Source organism: Yersinia rohdei ATCC 43380 (genome assembly GCF_000173775.1).
In the GTDB taxonomy this organism is placed as follows: Bacteria; Pseudomonadota; Gammaproteobacteria; order Enterobacterales; family Enterobacteriaceae; genus Yersinia; species Yersinia rohdei.
Window position 1 is genome coordinate 80,340 of record NZ_ACCD01000008.1, and the last position, 16,188, is coordinate 96,527.

Here is a 16,188-nt window from a genome sequence, read left to right on the forward strand (position 1 = left end):
TTAGGTGCCCGTTTTTATTCCATTTTTACGTGTTGGCTTACAGCAAGAACTCATGCAATGCCGGGTCTTTGCGATCCAGGAAATGGGTTGAGCGGATACGGCGAATCGTGCGGGATTTACCCCGAATTAGTAGTGTCTCGGTGGTCGCCATGTTCCCTTTGCGATAAATACCCTCTAGCAGGTCACCTTTGGTAATCCCGGTGGCAGAGAAAATCACATTGTCATTGCGGGCCATATCACCCAGTAATAGCACTTTGCCTGCTTCTATTCCCATTGATTTACAACGAATTAATTCTTGCTCACCAATGCGACGATTATCTTCGTTATCACCTTTGACTTGATGGCGGGGCAATAAACGGCCTTGCATGTCACCGTCCAGTGCGCGGATCACGGCCGCAGAAATCACGCCTTCAGGTGCGCCACCAATGCAGTACATGACGTCCACGTCACTCTCTGGCATACAGGTCAAAATAGAGGCGGCAACATCGCCATCTGGCATGGCAAATACTTTGACGCCCAGTTGCTGCATGTCGGCGATGATATCGTCATGGCGCGGTTTAGCCAGTGTGATAACCGTGAGTTCGGTCAAAGGTTTATTCAGCTTGCTGGCAATATTGCGCAGGTTGAGCTCCAGCGGCAAGTTCAGGTCAATTGCCCCTTTAGCACTTGGGCCAACCACCAGTTTTTCCATATACATATCTGGCGCATGTAAAAATGTGCCTTTATCTCCCACCGCCAGCACTGCCAGTGCATTGGCCTGACCCATTGCCGTCATGCGGGTGCCTTCAATGGGGTCGACCGCGATATCAACAGCATCACCTTGACCGGTACCGACGCGCTCGCCAATAAACAGCATTGGCGCTTCATCGATTTCACCTTCGCCAATAACAATCTGCCCATCAATATTGACCTGATTGAGCATAATACGCATGGCCTGAACAGCAGCGCCGTCGGCAGCATTTTTATCGCCCCGACCCAGCCACTTATAACCTGCCAGTGCGGCAGCTTCAGTGACACGGGAAAACTCGATGGCTAATTCACGTTTCATGGTTAGACCTGTTGATTGCACAATGAATGGAAGAACTGAATATGGGCGGGAATTCTATCACCCTTCGTACTTGAAGTCGTAGGGCGTTCGCCACGCGACAGAGAGCCCAATAAAAAACGCGCCATCAGGGGAGTGACGGCGCGTGAGTGCAAAACAGGTTCAAGGTCGGTCAGGCTGAAGGTTACTCTTCGTGCTCTTCCCATGCTTGAGCGCGGGCCACGGCTTTCTTCCAGCCTTTATAGCGGACGTCGCGTTCAGTGGTTTCGATACCTGGGCGGAATTCGCGCTCAATGGTGGCTTTGCTTTTCACTTCTTCCAGGTCATTCCAGAAGCCCGTCGCCAGGCCGGCAAGGAATGCAGCACCCAATGCGGTACTTTCACGCACTGCCGGGCGCTCAACACGGGTACCCAGAATATCGGCCTGGAACTGCATCAGGAAGTTGTTCGCGACCGCGCCGCCATCAACACGCAGTGATTTTAGACGTTCGCCGGAATCAGCTTGCATCGCATCCAAGACATCACGAGTTTGATAAGCAATAGACTCAAGTGTTGCGCGAATAATATGGTTGCTGTTCACGCCACGGGTTAGGCCAAAAATAGCGCCACGGGCATACGGATCCCAATAGGGAGCACCCAAACCGGTGAAGGCGGGCACCACGTAAACGCCATTGCTGTCTTTAACTTTTGTAGCGAAATATTCAGAGTCGAAGGAGTCGCTAATCAGTTTCAGTTCATCACGCAGCCACTGGATGGATGCGCCGCCAATAAACACGGCACCTTCCAGTGCATAGTTCACTTCGCCACGCGGGCCGCAGGCGATGGTGGTTAACAGACCATTTTTGGATTGAACCACTTCAGTGCCGGTGTTCATTAGCAAGAAGCAGCCGGTACCGTAAGTGTTTTTCGCCATACCCGGCTGCACACACAACTGGCCGAACAGCGCCGCTTGTTGGTCACCGGCAATCCCGGCGATAGGAATACGAGTCCCACCTTTACCACCAATGTTGGTTTGGCCATAAACTTCAGAGGATGGGCGAACTTCAGGTAGCATAGCGCGCGGAATATTCAGCGCTTTCAGCATACGTTCATCCCACTCTTTGGTGCGGATATTAAACATCATGGTGCGTGATGCGTTGGTGTAATCCGTCACGTGTACGCGGCCCTGTGTCATGTTCCACACCAGCCAGGTATCCACTGTACCAAACAGCAACTCGCCACGCTCAGCACGGTCACGTGCCCCTTCAACGTTATCGAGGATCCACTTTACTTTGGTGCCGGAGAAATAAGGGTCTACCACCAAGCCGGTGTTATAGCGGATATACTCTTCCAGCCCTTCTTTTTTCAGTTTTTCGCAAATTTCGGCAGTTCGGCGGCATTGCCAGACAATGGCGTTATACACCGGTTTGCCGGTCACTTTATCCCAAACAATGGTGGTTTCACGTTGGTTGGTAATGCCGATACCGGCGATTTCATCAGAGCTGATACCGGCTTTGGCCAGCACTTCGACCAGCGTTGAGCTTTGGGTGGCCCAGATTTCCATTGGGTCATGCTCAACCCAACCGGCTTTCGGGTAAATTTGGGTGAATTCGCGCTGAGAAACACTCACGACATTGGCATCGTGGTCTAGCACTACAGCTCTGGAACTGGTCGTTCCTTGGTCTAGCGCGACAATGTATTTCTTTTGAGTAGTATTTTCAGTTGTCATAGTTAGCCTACTTTAAGTTGCCGTTTATTACAGTATCTAATATTTATGCTTTGCGTTCTGTGGTTGCTACCGTGGTTTCTTCATCATCCAAGGCGCACACGTCGCATGGCAAATGGCGGCCAATCAGGGCGCGATAACCAAAGGCCCCTAATAGTGCACCGACGATTGGCCCGAGGATTGGCACCAAGAAGTAAGGAATATCACGGCCGCCAGTGAAGGCGACTTCTCCCCAACCTGCGAAATAAGCAAAGAGTTTTGGACCGAAGTCACGCGCCGGGTTTAAGGCGAACCCCGTCAGTGGCCCCATAGAACCCCCAATCACGGCGATCAAAATACCAATCAGCAGTGGTGCCAGTGGGCCGCGTGGGATGCCGTTGCCATCGTCGGTCAGTGCCAGAATCAGACACATCAAGATAGCGGTAATCACAGTTTCAACCAAGAAAGCTTGGTAAACAGAAATATGTGGATTGGGATAAGTAGAGAAGATACCGGCCTGATTCAAGCTTTCTACACTACCGCGAGCTATCTGGTGGGTTTGTTCAAAATCGATAAACAGGTTGTAGTAAAGGCAATATACCAATGCTGCGGAACAAAATGCACCGGCGATTTGTGCCAAAATGTAGGGGAGAACTTTACGGCGGTCGAAGCAGGCAAATAACCACAGTGCAATGGTGACGGCCGGATTAAGGTGAGCGCCAGAAATTGCTGCGGTTAAATAGATGGCCATGGCAACACCCAAGCCCCAAATGATACTGATTTCCCACTGCCCATAACTGGCCCCAGCTAACTTTAATGCGGCAACACAGCCGACACCAAAAAAGATGAGTAGAGCAGTACCGAGAAACTCCGCGATACATTGGCCCTTCAAGGTCGAACTAGCGGTTTGGCTCATAGTAGATGTCCTAGAGACAGAGATTTATAGGGTATTTCTTATTTTTGCCCTTTGGACTGCAAAGGGAGTGATGTAAATTTATCGTTAACGAGCACAAACGAGAAATAGCGAAATCGAAATGTGTGTGGTTCGTCATAAAAATGAGCGAATTCGCGTTATTCGCGGCTGTTAAGGGACTTTGAAAGTGTGATCAGACCAGTGCTTTCTTTCCCAGTTGTTAAAGGCATGTATAACTCTACAGTATCGAATATAAGGGCTTTTAGGTTTTTCCTGATAGTTCCGGGCACGAAATTGCTACAGAGTGTGGTTTGTACGGGGATGGCGCTAGACAGGGGGGGGCTGGCTACATACAATCGCTTTACAAGGTCAGCGTTTTTATCAAGCGGCGTCGACTGTATGAAAAGACGTGTTAAAACCTAGCGCTTGTTGTATTGGTTTGACAAACATATAAGTTCGACGAACAAAAAAGTTCGACAAACAAATTAAGTTCGACAGACAAATTAAGTTCGACAAACAAATTAAGTTCGACAGACAAATTAAGTTCGACAGACAAATAGCGCGATAAGTATTCACCGTAGTTTCATCTGCTTAGTTGTTGCTTTAGTTCATGCCGCAATCAAAGCTAAGAATGATGACTACGACCAAAAAATGTACGCCTTGCTACTATAAGGGGACCGAAGAATGTCATTTGAAGTATTTGAGAAATTGGAAGTTAAAGTTCAGCAGGCGATTGATACCATCACTTTGTTACAGATGGAAATTGAAGAGCTGAAAGAGAAAAATAACAGCCTGTCCCAAGAAGTTCAGGATGCAGCTGGTGGCCGTGAAGCGCTAGTGCGCGAAAATGAACAACTGAAACAAGAACAGCATGTCTGGCAGGATCGTCTGCGGGCCTTGTTGGGAAAGATGGAAGAAGTCTGATTGTTGGTGTTTGAAGTGTGCCCTTTGAACTTGAAACCATAGGGTGAGCTCCAAGGATGAGACTCATTCCCCCAATGAGTTGAGATAACTCGGTGAGTTGGGGGAATGATAGTTGGCAATTATCTTGTCTCTGCAAAAGATCTGCATCAGTAAAAATGATGGATATTATTCAATATCCAAAGGTTCTTCTGACAGAATAATACCGGTGTTGTCTGCATACAAATGGTCACCGGAGAAGAAGGTCACGCCACCGAAGTTAACGCGAATATCACTCTCACCAATACCTTCATCTGCGGCACCGACCGGGATAGCCGCCATTGCCTGGATACCAATATCCAGTTCGGCCAATTCATCAACCTGGCGAACGGCACCGTAAACCACAATACCTTCCCACTCGTTTTTCAGAGCCAGGTCAGCTAATTCAGCATTGATTAAGGCACGGCGCACTGAACCACCGCCATCGACGACCAGAACACGGCCCAGACCATTTTCTTCAAGCAGGTCAAACAATAAGCCGTTATCTTCGAAACATTTTACAGTGGTTATCTTGCCACCAAATGAAGTACGTCCGCCAAAATTGGAGAACAGTGGTTCTACCACATTTACCTCTTCATGATAGATATCACAGAGATCGGAAGTATCATATTTCATAGGATTAACGTCTGGTTGCGGCTGGGATATTAAGTATATCCCTTTCTGGCTACTGTTGGCAAAAGCATCAATTGTTAAGTTTCTCCGGGCTGACGTTATTCTCTGTCACCCGGAGAAAAAAGAGGCGGGATTAGCTGAGTACCAGGCCGATGGCAAATAGGATATTGGTCAGTAGCGCGGCTTTAACCATATGTTCGAGCATGGGGCGCATACCCGCAGCAGTGGGGTCACGCAGCACAAACAGGGCATGTTTGACCAGCAACGGAACGGCCAGAATAAATATCCAACCAGTCCAACTATGCAGATGCAGCATACTAAACAATGCCAGACAGAAAATAGCCGCGGCAATTAATAATGCATGGTAATAACGTGCGACGACGGGGCCTAAACGCACTGCCAAGGTATTTTTGCCATTGGCTTTGTCATTTTCGATATCGCGCAAATTATTAATATTTAAAACAGCGGTGGCCAGCAAACCACACGCCGTGGCGGGGAGCATGACGATACTGTCAAAGTGACCGGCTTGAAGATAGTAAGTCCCGGCGACACTCAACCAACCGAAGAATACCAATACTGAAATATCACCCAAGCCCATATAACCATAGGGTTTTCTGCCCACGGTATAGGTAATTGCAGCAACAATTGCCATCAGCCCGAGCACTAAAAAGCCAAGAATATCGCTGGGTTTTTCACAAGCAACCGCGATAAGGGCAATCCCGGAAATAATCGTCAGGCTGACAGTGATAATCAGCGCGATTTTCATCTGGTGGCGGGTAATCATCCCTTTTTGCATACCGCGCAATGGCCCGATACGTTCTTCGGTATCACTGCCCTTTATGGCATCACCATAATCATTGGCGAGATTAGATAGAATTTGCAGTAGGCCTGCGGTTAATAAGGCGAGCAAGGCTACTGCGGGTTTAAAGCTACCGAGCCAGACAGCAAGAGCTGAACCGGTAACGATAGAGGCAAAAGCCAGTGGCAATGTTCGTGGTCGCAGGCTTTCCAGCCAAGCCCGGGTCTGGCTGGTGTTGGTTGATTGGCTCATTTTCCGCTTCATTTTATTATGTACCCTTCGGATTTGAAGCTGTAGGGGATTGCTGCCTACCTGCAACTCCAATGACTTTGGGTATTAGGAATCTGGTTCGCCCATTATCGGCGAGTTAAAAAACGATCATAGGATAAAAATAAGAATGGGAGGCTATGCCTCCCATTCTTATTTTGGCAAACCATTTTATCCAGCATAGGCTTATAAAGCGAATTATAGGATAAAACGACTTAAATCTTCATCTGCTACCAGCTCATCCAGGTGTTTACCTACATATGCCGCATCAATAGTGATGGATTGACCATTACTTTCGCTGGCGTCATAAGAGATATCCTCCATCAGGCGTTCCAGTACGGTATGCAAACGGCGTGCGCCGATATTCTCGGTGCGTTCGTTAACCTGCCATGCCGCTTCTGCAATCTTGCGGATACCTTCACGGGTAAACTCAACAGTTACCCCTTCGGTTGCCATCAGCGCTTTGTACTGCTCGGTCAATGAGGCACTTGGTTCTGTCAGAATGCGCTCAAAATCATCCGTGGTCAGTGCTTGCAGTTCGACACGGATTGGCAAGCGACCTTGCAGTTCTGGGATCAGGTCTGACGGGCTAGAGACCTGGAATGCACCGGAGGCAATAAACAGGATATGGTCAGTTTTCACCATGCCGTGCTTGGTGGATACCGTGCAACCTTCTACCAATGGCAGCAAGTCACGCTGCACCCCTTCGCGGGACACATCCGGGCCTGAAGTCTGGCCGCGTTTACAGATTTTATCAATTTCATCAATGAACACTATCCCGTGTTGCTCAACTGCATCAATTGCCTGCTGTTTCAGCTCTTCCGGATTAACCAGCTTCGCGGCTTCTTCCTCAATCAGCAGTTTGAATGCTTCTTTGATTTTGATTTTACGCGGTTTTTGTTTCTGGCCAGCAATGTTCTGGAACATGGATTGCAACTGGTTAGTCATCTCTTCCATGCCCGGAGGTGCCATAATCTCAACACCTACTGGTGAGGCAGCCAGATCGATTTCAATTTCTTTATCATCCAGTTGGCCTTCGCGCAGTTTTTTGCGAAATGCCTGGCGGGTAGCGGAAGGCTCTTGGTTTTCATCCGCCTGGCCCCAGTTATTTTTGGCCGGTGGAATCAGCACATCAAGAATGCGCTCTTCGGCTAATTCTTCTGCCCGATAGCGCATTTTTTCAATTGATTGTTGGCGAACCATTTTCACGGCAGCATCGGTCAGATCGCGAATAATAGAATCCACTTCTTTACCAACATAGCCCACTTCGGTGAATTTGGTTGCTTCAACTTTGATGAACGGCGCATTGGCCAGTTTTGCCAGGCGGCGAGCAATTTCAGTTTTACCCACACCGGTTGGGCCGATCATCAGAATATTTTTAGGGGTAACTTCGTGGCGCAGCTCTTCGTTAAGCTGCATCCGACGCCAGCGGTTACGCAGGGCAATTGCCACAGCACGTTTGGCTTTATCTTGGCCGATGATATAGCCATCAAGTTCGCTGACGATTTCGCGTGGGGTCATTTCAGACATGTCACTCTATCCTTACGCTCTGTATGTTAATAACGTTTAGTACGTTAATTCTTCAATGGTTTGGAAGCGGTTGGTATAGATACAAATATCTCCCGCAATGCTCAGAGATTTCTCAACGATATCTCGTGCACCCAATTCGGTATTTTCCAGCAGTGCGCGCGCTGCGGATTGGGCATAAGGCCCACCAGAGCCGATAGCAATCAAGTCATCTTCAGGCTGAACTACATCGCCGTTACCCGTGATGATAAGTGACGCAGTTTCATCTGCGACGGCTAACAGCGCTTCAAGTTTGCGCAGCATACGGTCAGTTCGCCAATCTTTCGCTAATTCAACGGCAGCTTTCGTCAGGTGACCTTGGTGCATCTCCAGCTTGCGCTCAAACAGTTCAAACAGTGTGAAGGCATCAGCCGTACCGCCAGCAAAACCAGCAATCACTTTATTGTTATAAAGGCGGCGTACTTTTTTAGCATTGCCTTTCATTACGGTATTACCCAGAGTGACCTGGCCATCACCACCGATAACGACATGACCATTACGGCGTACACTTACAATTGTTGTCACGAGCGGACCCTCGTTGCAGACTGAATGAGTCCCCATACTGTCTTTCAGAAAAACAGTATGGGGCATATTGAGATTATAAATGGGGGAGGATTACGACTTTTCAACCCCCCACAGAGAGGGGAATGCATCCTGATTGACCTGCGCTTTTCAAACGCTGCAAGGCATTATCTGCAGCGGCCTTGGTGCTATAAGGGCCGAGCACCACGCGATTCCAGCCACCACCAGAGGTGATGCGGCTTTCAATACCCCCAAATGCTAATTGAGCACGAATGGATTCGGCCTGATCAATTGCCTTGAATGAACCACATTGCACCATCCACCGTTGCGATTTTTCTTTCTCTTTTTCCGGTTTCGGCGGTGTCACTACCGGTGCAACCTGAGCTGTTGGTTGTTGCGTCCGGGGTGGAGTAGCTACCGGCTGTTGCACTTCTGCTTGTGGTGCTCGCGTCGGTTGTTGCACCGGAGCCGCCGTTTGGCGCGAAGGCGTTAACGATGGTTGCTGCTCATTGGTCACGGGCGGTTTGATGGTCACCGCAGAACGTGGCACCGGCATCCCTTGATTGTAGGGCACCTCAGATAATTGAGTCGGTTGCTGGCGCATATCTGCTTGCATCTGCTCAAGCAGTTGGCGTTGCTCGTTGGTCAGCTGTGTCTTAGAGTTCGCTTCACCACCGGCCGTGGGTTCTGTTGGGGTTGATACGCCCATCTGCCGGTTTTCCAGCTCTTTAATATAGCGCCAACGCTCTTCTGGTTTTGGCGGTAATCCATTGCCTGTGCGAGGGTCGTGGCTCGGCAGTAGCGGAAGCTCACCCGGTTTGTTGTGAGTGATGAAATAAAGGCCACCAACAAATACCACTAATAGCGCGACGGCCAATGCCATCACGGTTTTAGATACTGCTGGAACACTGCTTTTTTTTCGGCTGGTGCTTTTACGCCGCGCCCCTGAGCGCCCTCGGCTTACATAATCTCTTTGTGCCACTATCGTTTCGCTGCGTCGTGATGATGGAATAAGTCCGTCATGTTACTGAACCCCTGAATATTTGCCTAGCATTTAGGCGCAGCAGTACTTTCCCTGATGATTAATTCGGTGTCTAGCAAGCGGGAACCACTTTGTACTGAATGCCCTTGTAACTGCTCAAGTAATAGTAACATGGCTTGCTGACCAATTTGATACCGAGGTTGTGCCACGGTAGTCAATGGAGGGTCACAATACTGTGACAGCTTCAGGTCGTCAAAGCCAACTACTGAGATATCCTGCGGGACGCGTAGCCCCATTCTCTTCGCCTGCCACATCACGCCTATCGCCATGACATCATTGTGACAAAATATTGCAGTAGGCGGCACCGGCAATGCCATCAGCGCAATCACCGCCTCAACCCCGGCTTCGTAGCTAAAATCGCCACGTTTAATATAGTCGCTGTCTACGGCCATACCATTACGGCGCAGTGCCTGAATATAACCTTGTAAACGATAATGACTCAGCGGCAAACTCTCTGGCCCCGCCACACAAGCAATACGTTTGTGCCCTAACTCATGCAAATAGTTTACGGCCTCATAGGTTGCGGTCAGATTATCGATATGCACCGTGGGTAATTCCAGCTCGGGTGCAAATTCGTTGGCCATGACCATCGGCGGTAAATTGCGTTGTTCTTCTTTGCTGGCATCAAAGGGGAGGTTAGAGCCTAACAACAGCATGCCATCAATTTGCTTGGTAATAATCAAGTTGACGAAAGTGCGCTCTTGTTGCGTTTGTTGTGCGCAATCGCCAATCAATATCAGATAGCCTTGCTGGGCCGCCGCATGTTCAATGCCCTGAATGATATCAGCAAAAAATGGGTCACTGATATCAGGTACAATGACCAGGATAGTGCGCGATTCGTTACGTTTAATATTACGAGATAAAGCATGAGGAGAGTAACCCACAACCAGAACTGCTTGCTCTACTTTTTGCCGGGTTACTGCTGAAACCTTCTCTGGGTTCATCAATGCCCGCGATACGGTCGCAGTAGAAACACCCGCCATTTCGGCAACGTCTTTCATGGTGGCCATCGTGAAATCTTTCTTATGTTCCAACGCCTGTCTCCTTGCTCTTGCTCTGAACCCGACTGTAAGTGTTTGAGGTCGCAGAGTTGTTAGCGGTGTTCACTCACCGGAATGGCTGACTGAGTCAGCTCATTGGGGTTCCTTCCCTTGCTGCCTTGATGCAATGCCAATTTCTTTGGATATTGCATTGATATTTGAGATATACCCATAGCCAATGGCCTCGAGCATTAACGGGGTATCACACGGAAACCGGCAATTCAGGTAACCGCACTCATCCCCATTCATGGCAGTTTGGTTTCGGGTAAATATAAACTTTCCAACATTCTATACAGATAGTGCGGGTAATTTGTTACCTAATTTGCATTAAAAGTGTGACATAAGTAGCTTTTTTCGCACTGGCTCGCATAAAGCAGAGTAAACGATTGCTTTGGTTTGCAAATCAACAAAGAAATCACCTCGTTATCCCTAAAATAACGCATGTTGCAGCAAGGCCGTAAACGAATAAGTCCAGGCGAATTGACTCAAGTCAGTGATGTGGGCGATAAATCTTCTGCGCGCTGATTTGGCCTTGGTTTGTAGCCGTAAAGCCGATGGCAGGCACCAGTAATGAGACTCGGTAATCCTGCAGTGATATTAATTGGGATGAAATTTAGCTATCGATGGGGTCAACATCCAACGTCCATTTTACTTTTCGCGCCTGCGGTAAAGTATTGATGAGCGGCTGAGACGTTTTAATTAGCCGTTGCAGTAATTGCCGAGAGGGGTGCTGCAATAACAACTGCCAGCGGAAGCGGCCACCACGTTTCGCCTGCAATGCTGGCACCGGCCCCATAATCCACAGTGCATCGTCTTTTAGCGGGCTGGCTTCTAATAAATTGCGTAATTGTTGCAAGAACAGCGCCGATTGCTGGTTATCGTGGTCTTCACTGCGCACGATGATATGACTGGTATAAGGCGGTAAAAAGACACTTTTTCGTTCGGCCAATGCTTGTTTGGCAAAGGCATCGTAGCCCTGTTGTAGCAAGATTTGCAGCAGTGGATGTTCCGGGTGGTGCGTTTGCAAAATTACCTCGCCCGGCTTGCCCGCACGCCCGGCACGGCCTGATACTTGAGTGTAAAGTTGTGCAAAACGTTCTGCTGAGCGGAAATCTGCCGAGAACAGTGCGCCGTCAACATCCAACAATGCCACCAGTGTGACATCCGGAAAATGATGGCCTTTTGCCAGCATTTGCGTACCAATCAATATGCGTGCGCCTCCTTGATGGACATCCGCAAGGTGCTGTTCCAGTGAACCTTTACGGCTGGTGGTATCGCGGTCAATACGGGTTATTGGGGTGTCGGGGAATAGCGGCGCTAGCTCATTTTCCAACTGTTCAGTACCGACACCTACAGAAACTAAATGCGTCGAGCCGCATTTCGGGCACTGTTGCGGCACCGGTCGCTGACTGTCGCAATGATGACAGCGCAGCTGGCGGTAATTTTGATGGAAAGTGTAATAGTGGTCGCAGCGCTGGCATTCAGCAATCCAGCCACATTCATGACACAATAGCGCGGGTGCATAACCACGGCGATTGAGGAACAAAATCACCTGGTTGTCTGCCTGTAAATGCGTTTTCATGCGTTTTAGCAGTGGCTGAGACAGGCCGACTTTCAGTGGCAGCCCTTTGAGATCTAACAAGTGCTGCACTGCGGGTTTAGCATTCCCCGCCCGCTTCGACAGTGTGAGCTGGCGATATTTCCCAATCTGCACGTTATGCAGCGTTTCCAATGCCGGCGTGGCTGTCCCCATCACGATAGGAATGTTTTCTTCACGGGCACGAAACACGGCTAAGTCTCTGGCGTGATAGCGCCAGCCTTCTTGCTGCTTATAGGAGCTATCATGCTCCTCATCAATAATGATGACGCCCAAGCGGGCAAACGGCGTAAACAGCGCCGAGCGGGTACCAATCACAATGGCGGCTTCGCCGTTACGCGCTCGCAGCCAAACAGCTAAGCGTTCGCTGTCATTTAAGCCGGAATGGAGCACTTCAACTGGCGCATTGAACCGCTCGCGAAAACGCGCAATAGTTTGCGGTGTCAGGCCAATTTCGGGTACTAGAACCAGCGCCTGACGGCCCTGCGCCAGGATATTTTCCAATACACTGAGATACACTTCGGTTTTACCAGAGCCAGTCACCCCGGCCAGCAACCAGGCGGCAAACTGGGTATCTTCACTGCGGATAGCCCCGACGGCAGTGGCCTGCTCGGTATTTAGCCGTAGTCGTTCGCCTAACACTGCAAAGCCATTGCGCCAGTCGGTGGTTGCCACTTCTTGCGCGCGCAGGTCAATCAACCCTTTGCTGCGTAATGCTTGCAACGCACTTTCCGTTAAGGCCATTTCATTAACTTGATGGCGATAAACCGGTTTTTGTAATAATGCGGCCAGAGCTTGTTGCTGTTTGGGGGCGCGTTTTAAACTTTCTGGCGGTGTGGCGCGGCCAAGTTCTGTAGCAAACCATTGCCATAAAGGTGCGGATTGCGCCGGTTTCCCTTGGCGCAGCAAGATGGGCAAGGCGTGGAATAGCACTTCGCCGATGGGATAATGATAATATTCGGTTGCCCAGCAAAGGATGCGCCACAAGCTGGGGGAGAATAAGCTGTGGTTATCTAACACGGCATCAACAGCTTTGAGTTGTTCAAGGGGAAATGCGCTGGTATCACTGATACCCACCACAATCCCGATGGCTTTACGTTTACCAAATGGCACACTGACGCGCGCACCGACCACCGGGCAGGCCACGGCACTGTCCAGACGGTAGTCAAAGGTTCGGCTCAGAGGTACGGGTAATGCCACTTGAACAACCAACATGTGTTGTTATCCTGAATAAAAACGAGCTTGAATAAAAAAAGATTGAATAGTTTACACCGGGTGCTTCAGAATGTACGGATTCGATTGCGCGGTTTGGTCAAATTCTGTATGATTCGCCGCCTTTGATATAATTCGATATCAAATCCTGTTAACAGCCGTTGCTTACTTTATCAGCGATAGTTAGTTATCAATAAAATTATTATTTTTCAATCGTGTGGTGTCTGGCGGAACAGGGCTGGATAGCGACACGGCCTAAATATAGAGGTTTTTCCATGAAAAAAGGTATCCACCCTAAATACGATCTGGTTACTGCTTCTTGTTCTTGCGGTAACGTTATCAAGATCAACTCAACTGTTGGTCATGACCTGAATCTGGACGTGTGCGGCGAATGCCACCCGTTCTATACTGGCAAGCAGCGTGATGTTGCTACCGGTGGCCGTGTTGACCGCTTTAACAAGCGTTTCAGCGTGCCGGGTGCTAAGAAGTAATTATTGCCCGTCAGATGAAAAAGGCGCCTTTGGCGCCTTTTTTGTTTTTGGCAAAAGATGATGTTATTTGGGGGGAAACAGAGTGTATTGATGAAGTGCTGGGTACTTATCGGGCGGGGTGTAATGGTAAGAATGTTCAACCAAACCACACTTGAGCATATACCCATCAGCGTCTATTTTTACAGATAATACATCTCTGCCATTGTTATCTTTGATATTGAGATAATTGCCATCGGAATCAATCAGAGAAATGTTACTTTTATAGCCCGGTGCGGCGAACTCTTCCAATTTTTTGCAAATACTTTCAATCTCTTCCCTGGTCGTCTTACCATCAAGGTGATGCAGATCAAAAATGCATTGCAGCGCTTCCTCTTTATGAGTCAAACAGAAAAAGTCTTTTATTTTTTCCCAAAGGCTCAGGTGAGGGGGGCTACCGTCCAGATGCATACCGTTAATATGTGACTGGCTGATCCCGGAGGTAAAAAGAGGAAAAGATCCAACGAGAAACGACATAAAATTCACTCCACTTTTATTAATTAGTTAGAAGCATAATTAAAGTGAATAAGTGGAGTGGTGGATATCATGTTAATGGTGAATTTATCAATATTCCCAAGTGTCGGGATCAACACCCAACTCACGCATTAAAATCTTCGCGGCTTCCGGGATTTCATCGCTGCGCTCTTTACGCAGGTCTTCGTCGTTCGGCAGCGGCTGACCGGTAAATGCATGCAAAAAAGCCTCACACAACAATTCACTGTTGGTGGCGTGGCGCAGGTTGTTTACCTGACGGCGAGTCCGTTCATCGGTGAGGATTTTTAACACCTTCAGCGGAATGGATACCGTAATTTTTTTGACCTGCTCGCTTTTCTTACCGTGTTCAGCGTAAGGGCTGACATACTCGCCGTTCCACTCAGCCATGGGACACCTTAAATTTGTCGGAAAATACACAATTCTGAAAACCGGCCAATTATGCCCGATCTTCGCTGTTCTCACTAAATAAATGTCAACTTTACTAGACTAAGGTCACTGAAATGACCCTTTTTGCTCTTTATTGATAGCTATCGCCTTTTTATACCATCTTTATGACTCAACAAAACCTTATCAAAACCTGATTGGCATCATTAAGATATCTAAAACCTCTATAATTTTAGCGGTTATTATTCCATTGCTCAATCTATACGCAAAGAAGTTTAGATGTCCAGATGTATTGACGTCTGTAATTTGTGCGTCTACTCTGGCGTAACATTTTCTCGATCCCGGCTGGTGGAAATCAATATGACGCGTAAACAGGCAACGATAGCAGTCCGTAGCGGGTTAAACGATGACGAGCAATACGGCTGCGTCGTTCCCCCGATTCACCTCTCCAGTACCTATAATTTTATCGATTTTAATCAGCCACGCGCCCATGATTATTCACGTCGCGGTAATCCGACGCGTGATGTGGTGCAGCGGGCATTGGCTGAATTGGAAGGGGGAGCCGGTGCGGTAATGACCAGCAGCGGGATGTCAGCGATTCATTTGGTTTGCACCACATTTTTGAAACCCGGCGATTTGCTGGTGGCACCTCACGATTGCTACGGTGGCAGTTACCGTTTGTTTGATAGCCTAAGCAAGCGCGGCGCGTACCGGGTACTATTTGTTGACCAAGGTGATGACGTGGCATTGAGCCAGGCATTAGCTGAAAAACCTAAGCTGGTCTTGATTGAAACCCCAAGTAACCCGCTATTACGTGTGGTTGATATCGCCGCGATTTGTCAAGCCGCGCATGCCGTCGGCGCTCTCACTGTTTGTGACAATACCTTCCTAAGCCCTGCATTGCAGCAGCCGCTGTCTTTAGGTGCGGATTTGGTCGTGCATTCCTGTACTAAATATCTGAATGGCCATTCTGATGTGGTCGCCGGTGCGGTGATTGCTAAAGATCCTGACCTGGCAGTTGAACTGGCATGGTGGGCGAATAATATCGGCGTTACCGGTGCTGCGTTTGATAGCTATCTGTTATTACGCGGTTTACGCACTTTGTCGCCTCGTATGGCTCAACAGCAGCGAAACGCGGATGAAATTGTTCGTTATTTACAGCAGCAGCCTTTAGTGAAAACCCTGTATCATCCTTCTCTGCCACAACATCCCGGCCACGAAATTGCTTGCCGCCAGCAGTCAGGTTTTGGTGCGATGCTCAGCTTTGAGCTTGATGGCGATGAACAGGTATTGCGCCGTTTCCTCTCTGCCCTTGAATTATTTACCTTGGCAGAATCTTTGGGAGGCGTCGAAAGCTTAATTTCTCATGCCGCGACCATGACCCATGCCGGTATGGCACCAGAAGCGCGCATTGCCGCAGGTATTACTGATAGCTTGCTGCGTATTTCCGTGGGTATTGAAGACAGCGAAGATTTGATTGCCGATTTGGAAAATGCTTTCCAGTTGGCGGGAACGAGGTAAGC

The 16,188-nt window shown here is 48.8% G+C and carries 15 protein-coding genes; 3 read left to right on the forward strand and 12 right to left on the reverse strand.

Annotated elements, in window-relative coordinates; all coding sequences use genetic code 11:
- Positions 1 to 37: 37 nt before the first annotated feature.
- The 3 genes from glpX to YROHD0001_RS10170 form a co-directional block, all read right to left on the reverse strand.
- Positions 38 to 1,048 (reverse strand): class II fructose-bisphosphatase, encoded by a 1,011-nt coding sequence (gene glpX, locus YROHD0001_RS10180; protein WP_004714415.1) that lies wholly within the window; start codon positions 1,046 to 1,048, stop codon positions 38 to 40.
- Positions 1,049 to 1,229: 181 nt separating this feature from the next.
- On the reverse strand, positions 1,230 to 2,753 hold the full coding sequence (gene glpK / locus YROHD0001_RS10175; protein ID WP_004714416.1) for a glycerol kinase GlpK: 1,524 nt from the start codon (positions 2,751 to 2,753) through the stop codon (positions 1,230 to 1,232).
- 43 nt (positions 2,754 to 2,796) lie between these two features.
- Positions 2,797 to 3,645, reverse strand: a complete 849-nt coding sequence (locus YROHD0001_RS10170; RefSeq protein WP_004714417.1) for an MIP/aquaporin family protein — start codon at positions 3,643 to 3,645, stop codon at positions 2,797 to 2,799.
- 681 nt (positions 3,646 to 4,326) lie between these two features.
- Between YROHD0001_RS10170 and zapB the strand changes: the two genes are divergently transcribed.
- A complete protein-coding gene (gene zapB / locus YROHD0001_RS10165; protein ID WP_004714418.1) occupies positions 4,327 to 4,566 on the forward strand; it encodes a septal ring assembly protein ZapB in 240 nt (79 codons plus the stop codon).
- 165 nt (positions 4,567 to 4,731) lie between these two features.
- Here the strand turns inward: zapB and rraA are convergent, their stop codons facing one another.
- The 7 genes from rraA to priA form a co-directional block, all read right to left on the reverse strand.
- Positions 4,732 to 5,217, reverse strand: coding sequence for a ribonuclease E activity regulator RraA (rraA, locus tag YROHD0001_RS10160; protein ID WP_004714419.1), 486 nt, complete (start codon positions 5,215 to 5,217; stop codon positions 4,732 to 4,734).
- A gap of 130 nt (positions 5,218 to 5,347) precedes the next feature.
- Positions 5,348 to 6,265: a 1,4-dihydroxy-2-naphthoate polyprenyltransferase gene (locus YROHD0001_RS10155; protein ID WP_032816708.1), complete on the reverse strand. Its 918-nt coding sequence runs from the start codon at positions 6,263 to 6,265 to the stop codon at positions 5,348 to 5,350.
- A gap of 213 nt (positions 6,266 to 6,478) precedes the next feature.
- Positions 6,479 to 7,810, reverse strand: coding sequence for an ATP-dependent protease ATPase subunit HslU (hslU, locus tag YROHD0001_RS10150; RefSeq protein WP_004714421.1), 1,332 nt, complete (start codon positions 7,808 to 7,810; stop codon positions 6,479 to 6,481).
- A 36-nt stretch (positions 7,811 to 7,846) separates the two neighbouring features.
- Positions 7,847 to 8,371 (reverse strand): ATP-dependent protease subunit HslV, encoded by a 525-nt coding sequence (gene hslV / locus YROHD0001_RS10145; protein ID WP_004714422.1) that lies wholly within the window; start codon positions 8,369 to 8,371, stop codon positions 7,847 to 7,849.
- A gap of 100 nt (positions 8,372 to 8,471) precedes the next feature.
- Positions 8,472 to 9,350, reverse strand: coding sequence for a cell division protein FtsN (gene ftsN, locus YROHD0001_RS10140; protein WP_004714423.1), 879 nt, complete (start codon positions 9,348 to 9,350; stop codon positions 8,472 to 8,474).
- Between the two features lie 65 nt (positions 9,351 to 9,415).
- The gene (gene cytR / locus YROHD0001_RS10135) at positions 9,416 to 10,444 is read right to left on the reverse strand and encodes a DNA-binding transcriptional regulator CytR (RefSeq protein ID WP_032816710.1); all 1,029 of its coding nucleotides are present in this window, start codon (positions 10,442 to 10,444) and stop codon (positions 9,416 to 9,418) included.
- Between the two features lie 619 nt (positions 10,445 to 11,063).
- Positions 11,064 to 13,262, reverse strand: coding sequence for a primosomal protein N' (gene priA, locus YROHD0001_RS10130; protein ID WP_004714426.1), 2,199 nt, complete (start codon positions 13,260 to 13,262; stop codon positions 11,064 to 11,066).
- A 272-nt stretch (positions 13,263 to 13,534) separates the two neighbouring features.
- Between priA and rpmE the strand changes: the two genes are divergently transcribed.
- Entirely contained in the window at positions 13,535 to 13,750 is a 216-nt protein-coding gene (gene rpmE, locus YROHD0001_RS0117775; protein WP_019080282.1) for a 50S ribosomal protein L31, read from the forward strand.
- A gap of 63 nt (positions 13,751 to 13,813) precedes the next feature.
- Here the strand turns inward: rpmE and YROHD0001_RS10125 are convergent, their stop codons facing one another.
- Positions 13,814 to 14,263: a hypothetical protein gene (locus YROHD0001_RS10125; RefSeq protein ID WP_032816714.1), complete on the reverse strand. Its 450-nt coding sequence runs from the start codon at positions 14,261 to 14,263 to the stop codon at positions 13,814 to 13,816.
- Between the two features lie 87 nt (positions 14,264 to 14,350).
- Positions 14,351 to 14,668: a met regulon transcriptional regulator MetJ gene (gene metJ / locus YROHD0001_RS10120; protein ID WP_004392248.1), complete on the reverse strand. Its 318-nt coding sequence runs from the start codon at positions 14,666 to 14,668 to the stop codon at positions 14,351 to 14,353.
- A gap of 357 nt (positions 14,669 to 15,025) precedes the next feature.
- Between metJ and metB the strand changes: the two genes are divergently transcribed.
- Entirely contained in the window at positions 15,026 to 16,186 is a 1,161-nt protein-coding gene (gene metB, locus YROHD0001_RS10115; RefSeq protein WP_032816717.1) for a cystathionine gamma-synthase, read from the forward strand.
- Positions 16,187 to 16,188 lie beyond the last annotated feature (2 nt).

What these genes read in the sequence shown, in the direction of transcription:
- metB (WP_032816717.1), top strand. Translation starts at nt 15,026, where the DNA reads ATGACGCGTAAACAGGCAACGATAGCAGTCCGTAGCGGGTTAAACGAT.
- glpX (WP_004714415.1), bottom strand. Translation starts at nt 1,048, where the DNA reads ATGAAACGTGAATTAGCCATCGAGTTTTCCCGTGTCACTGAAGCTGCC.
- rraA (WP_004714419.1), bottom strand. Translation starts at nt 5,217, where the DNA reads ATGAAATATGATACTTCCGATCTCTGTGATATCTATCATGAAGAGGTA.
- glpK (WP_004714416.1), bottom strand. Translation starts at nt 2,753, where the DNA reads ATGACAACTGAAAATACTACTCAAAAGAAATACATTGTCGCGCTAGAC.
- YROHD0001_RS10155 (WP_032816708.1), bottom strand. Translation starts at nt 6,265, where the DNA reads ATGAGCCAATCAACCAACACCAGCCAGACCCGGGCTTGGCTGGAAAGC.
- YROHD0001_RS10125 (WP_032816714.1), bottom strand. Translation starts at nt 14,263, where the DNA reads ATGTCGTTTCTCGTTGGATCTTTTCCTCTTTTTACCTCCGGGATCAGC.
- hslU (WP_004714421.1), bottom strand. Translation starts at nt 7,810, where the DNA reads ATGTCTGAAATGACCCCACGCGAAATCGTCAGCGAACTTGATGGCTAT.
- rpmE (WP_019080282.1), top strand. Translation starts at nt 13,535, where the DNA reads ATGAAAAAAGGTATCCACCCTAAATACGATCTGGTTACTGCTTCTTGT.
- YROHD0001_RS10170 (WP_004714417.1), bottom strand. Translation starts at nt 3,645, where the DNA reads ATGAGCCAAACCGCTAGTTCGACCTTGAAGGGCCAATGTATCGCGGAG.
- metJ (WP_004392248.1), bottom strand. Translation starts at nt 14,668, where the DNA reads ATGGCTGAGTGGAACGGCGAGTATGTCAGCCCTTACGCTGAACACGGT.
- priA (WP_004714426.1), bottom strand. Translation starts at nt 13,262, where the DNA reads ATGTTGGTTGTTCAAGTGGCATTACCCGTACCTCTGAGCCGAACCTTT.
- zapB (WP_004714418.1), top strand. Translation starts at nt 4,327, where the DNA reads ATGTCATTTGAAGTATTTGAGAAATTGGAAGTTAAAGTTCAGCAGGCG.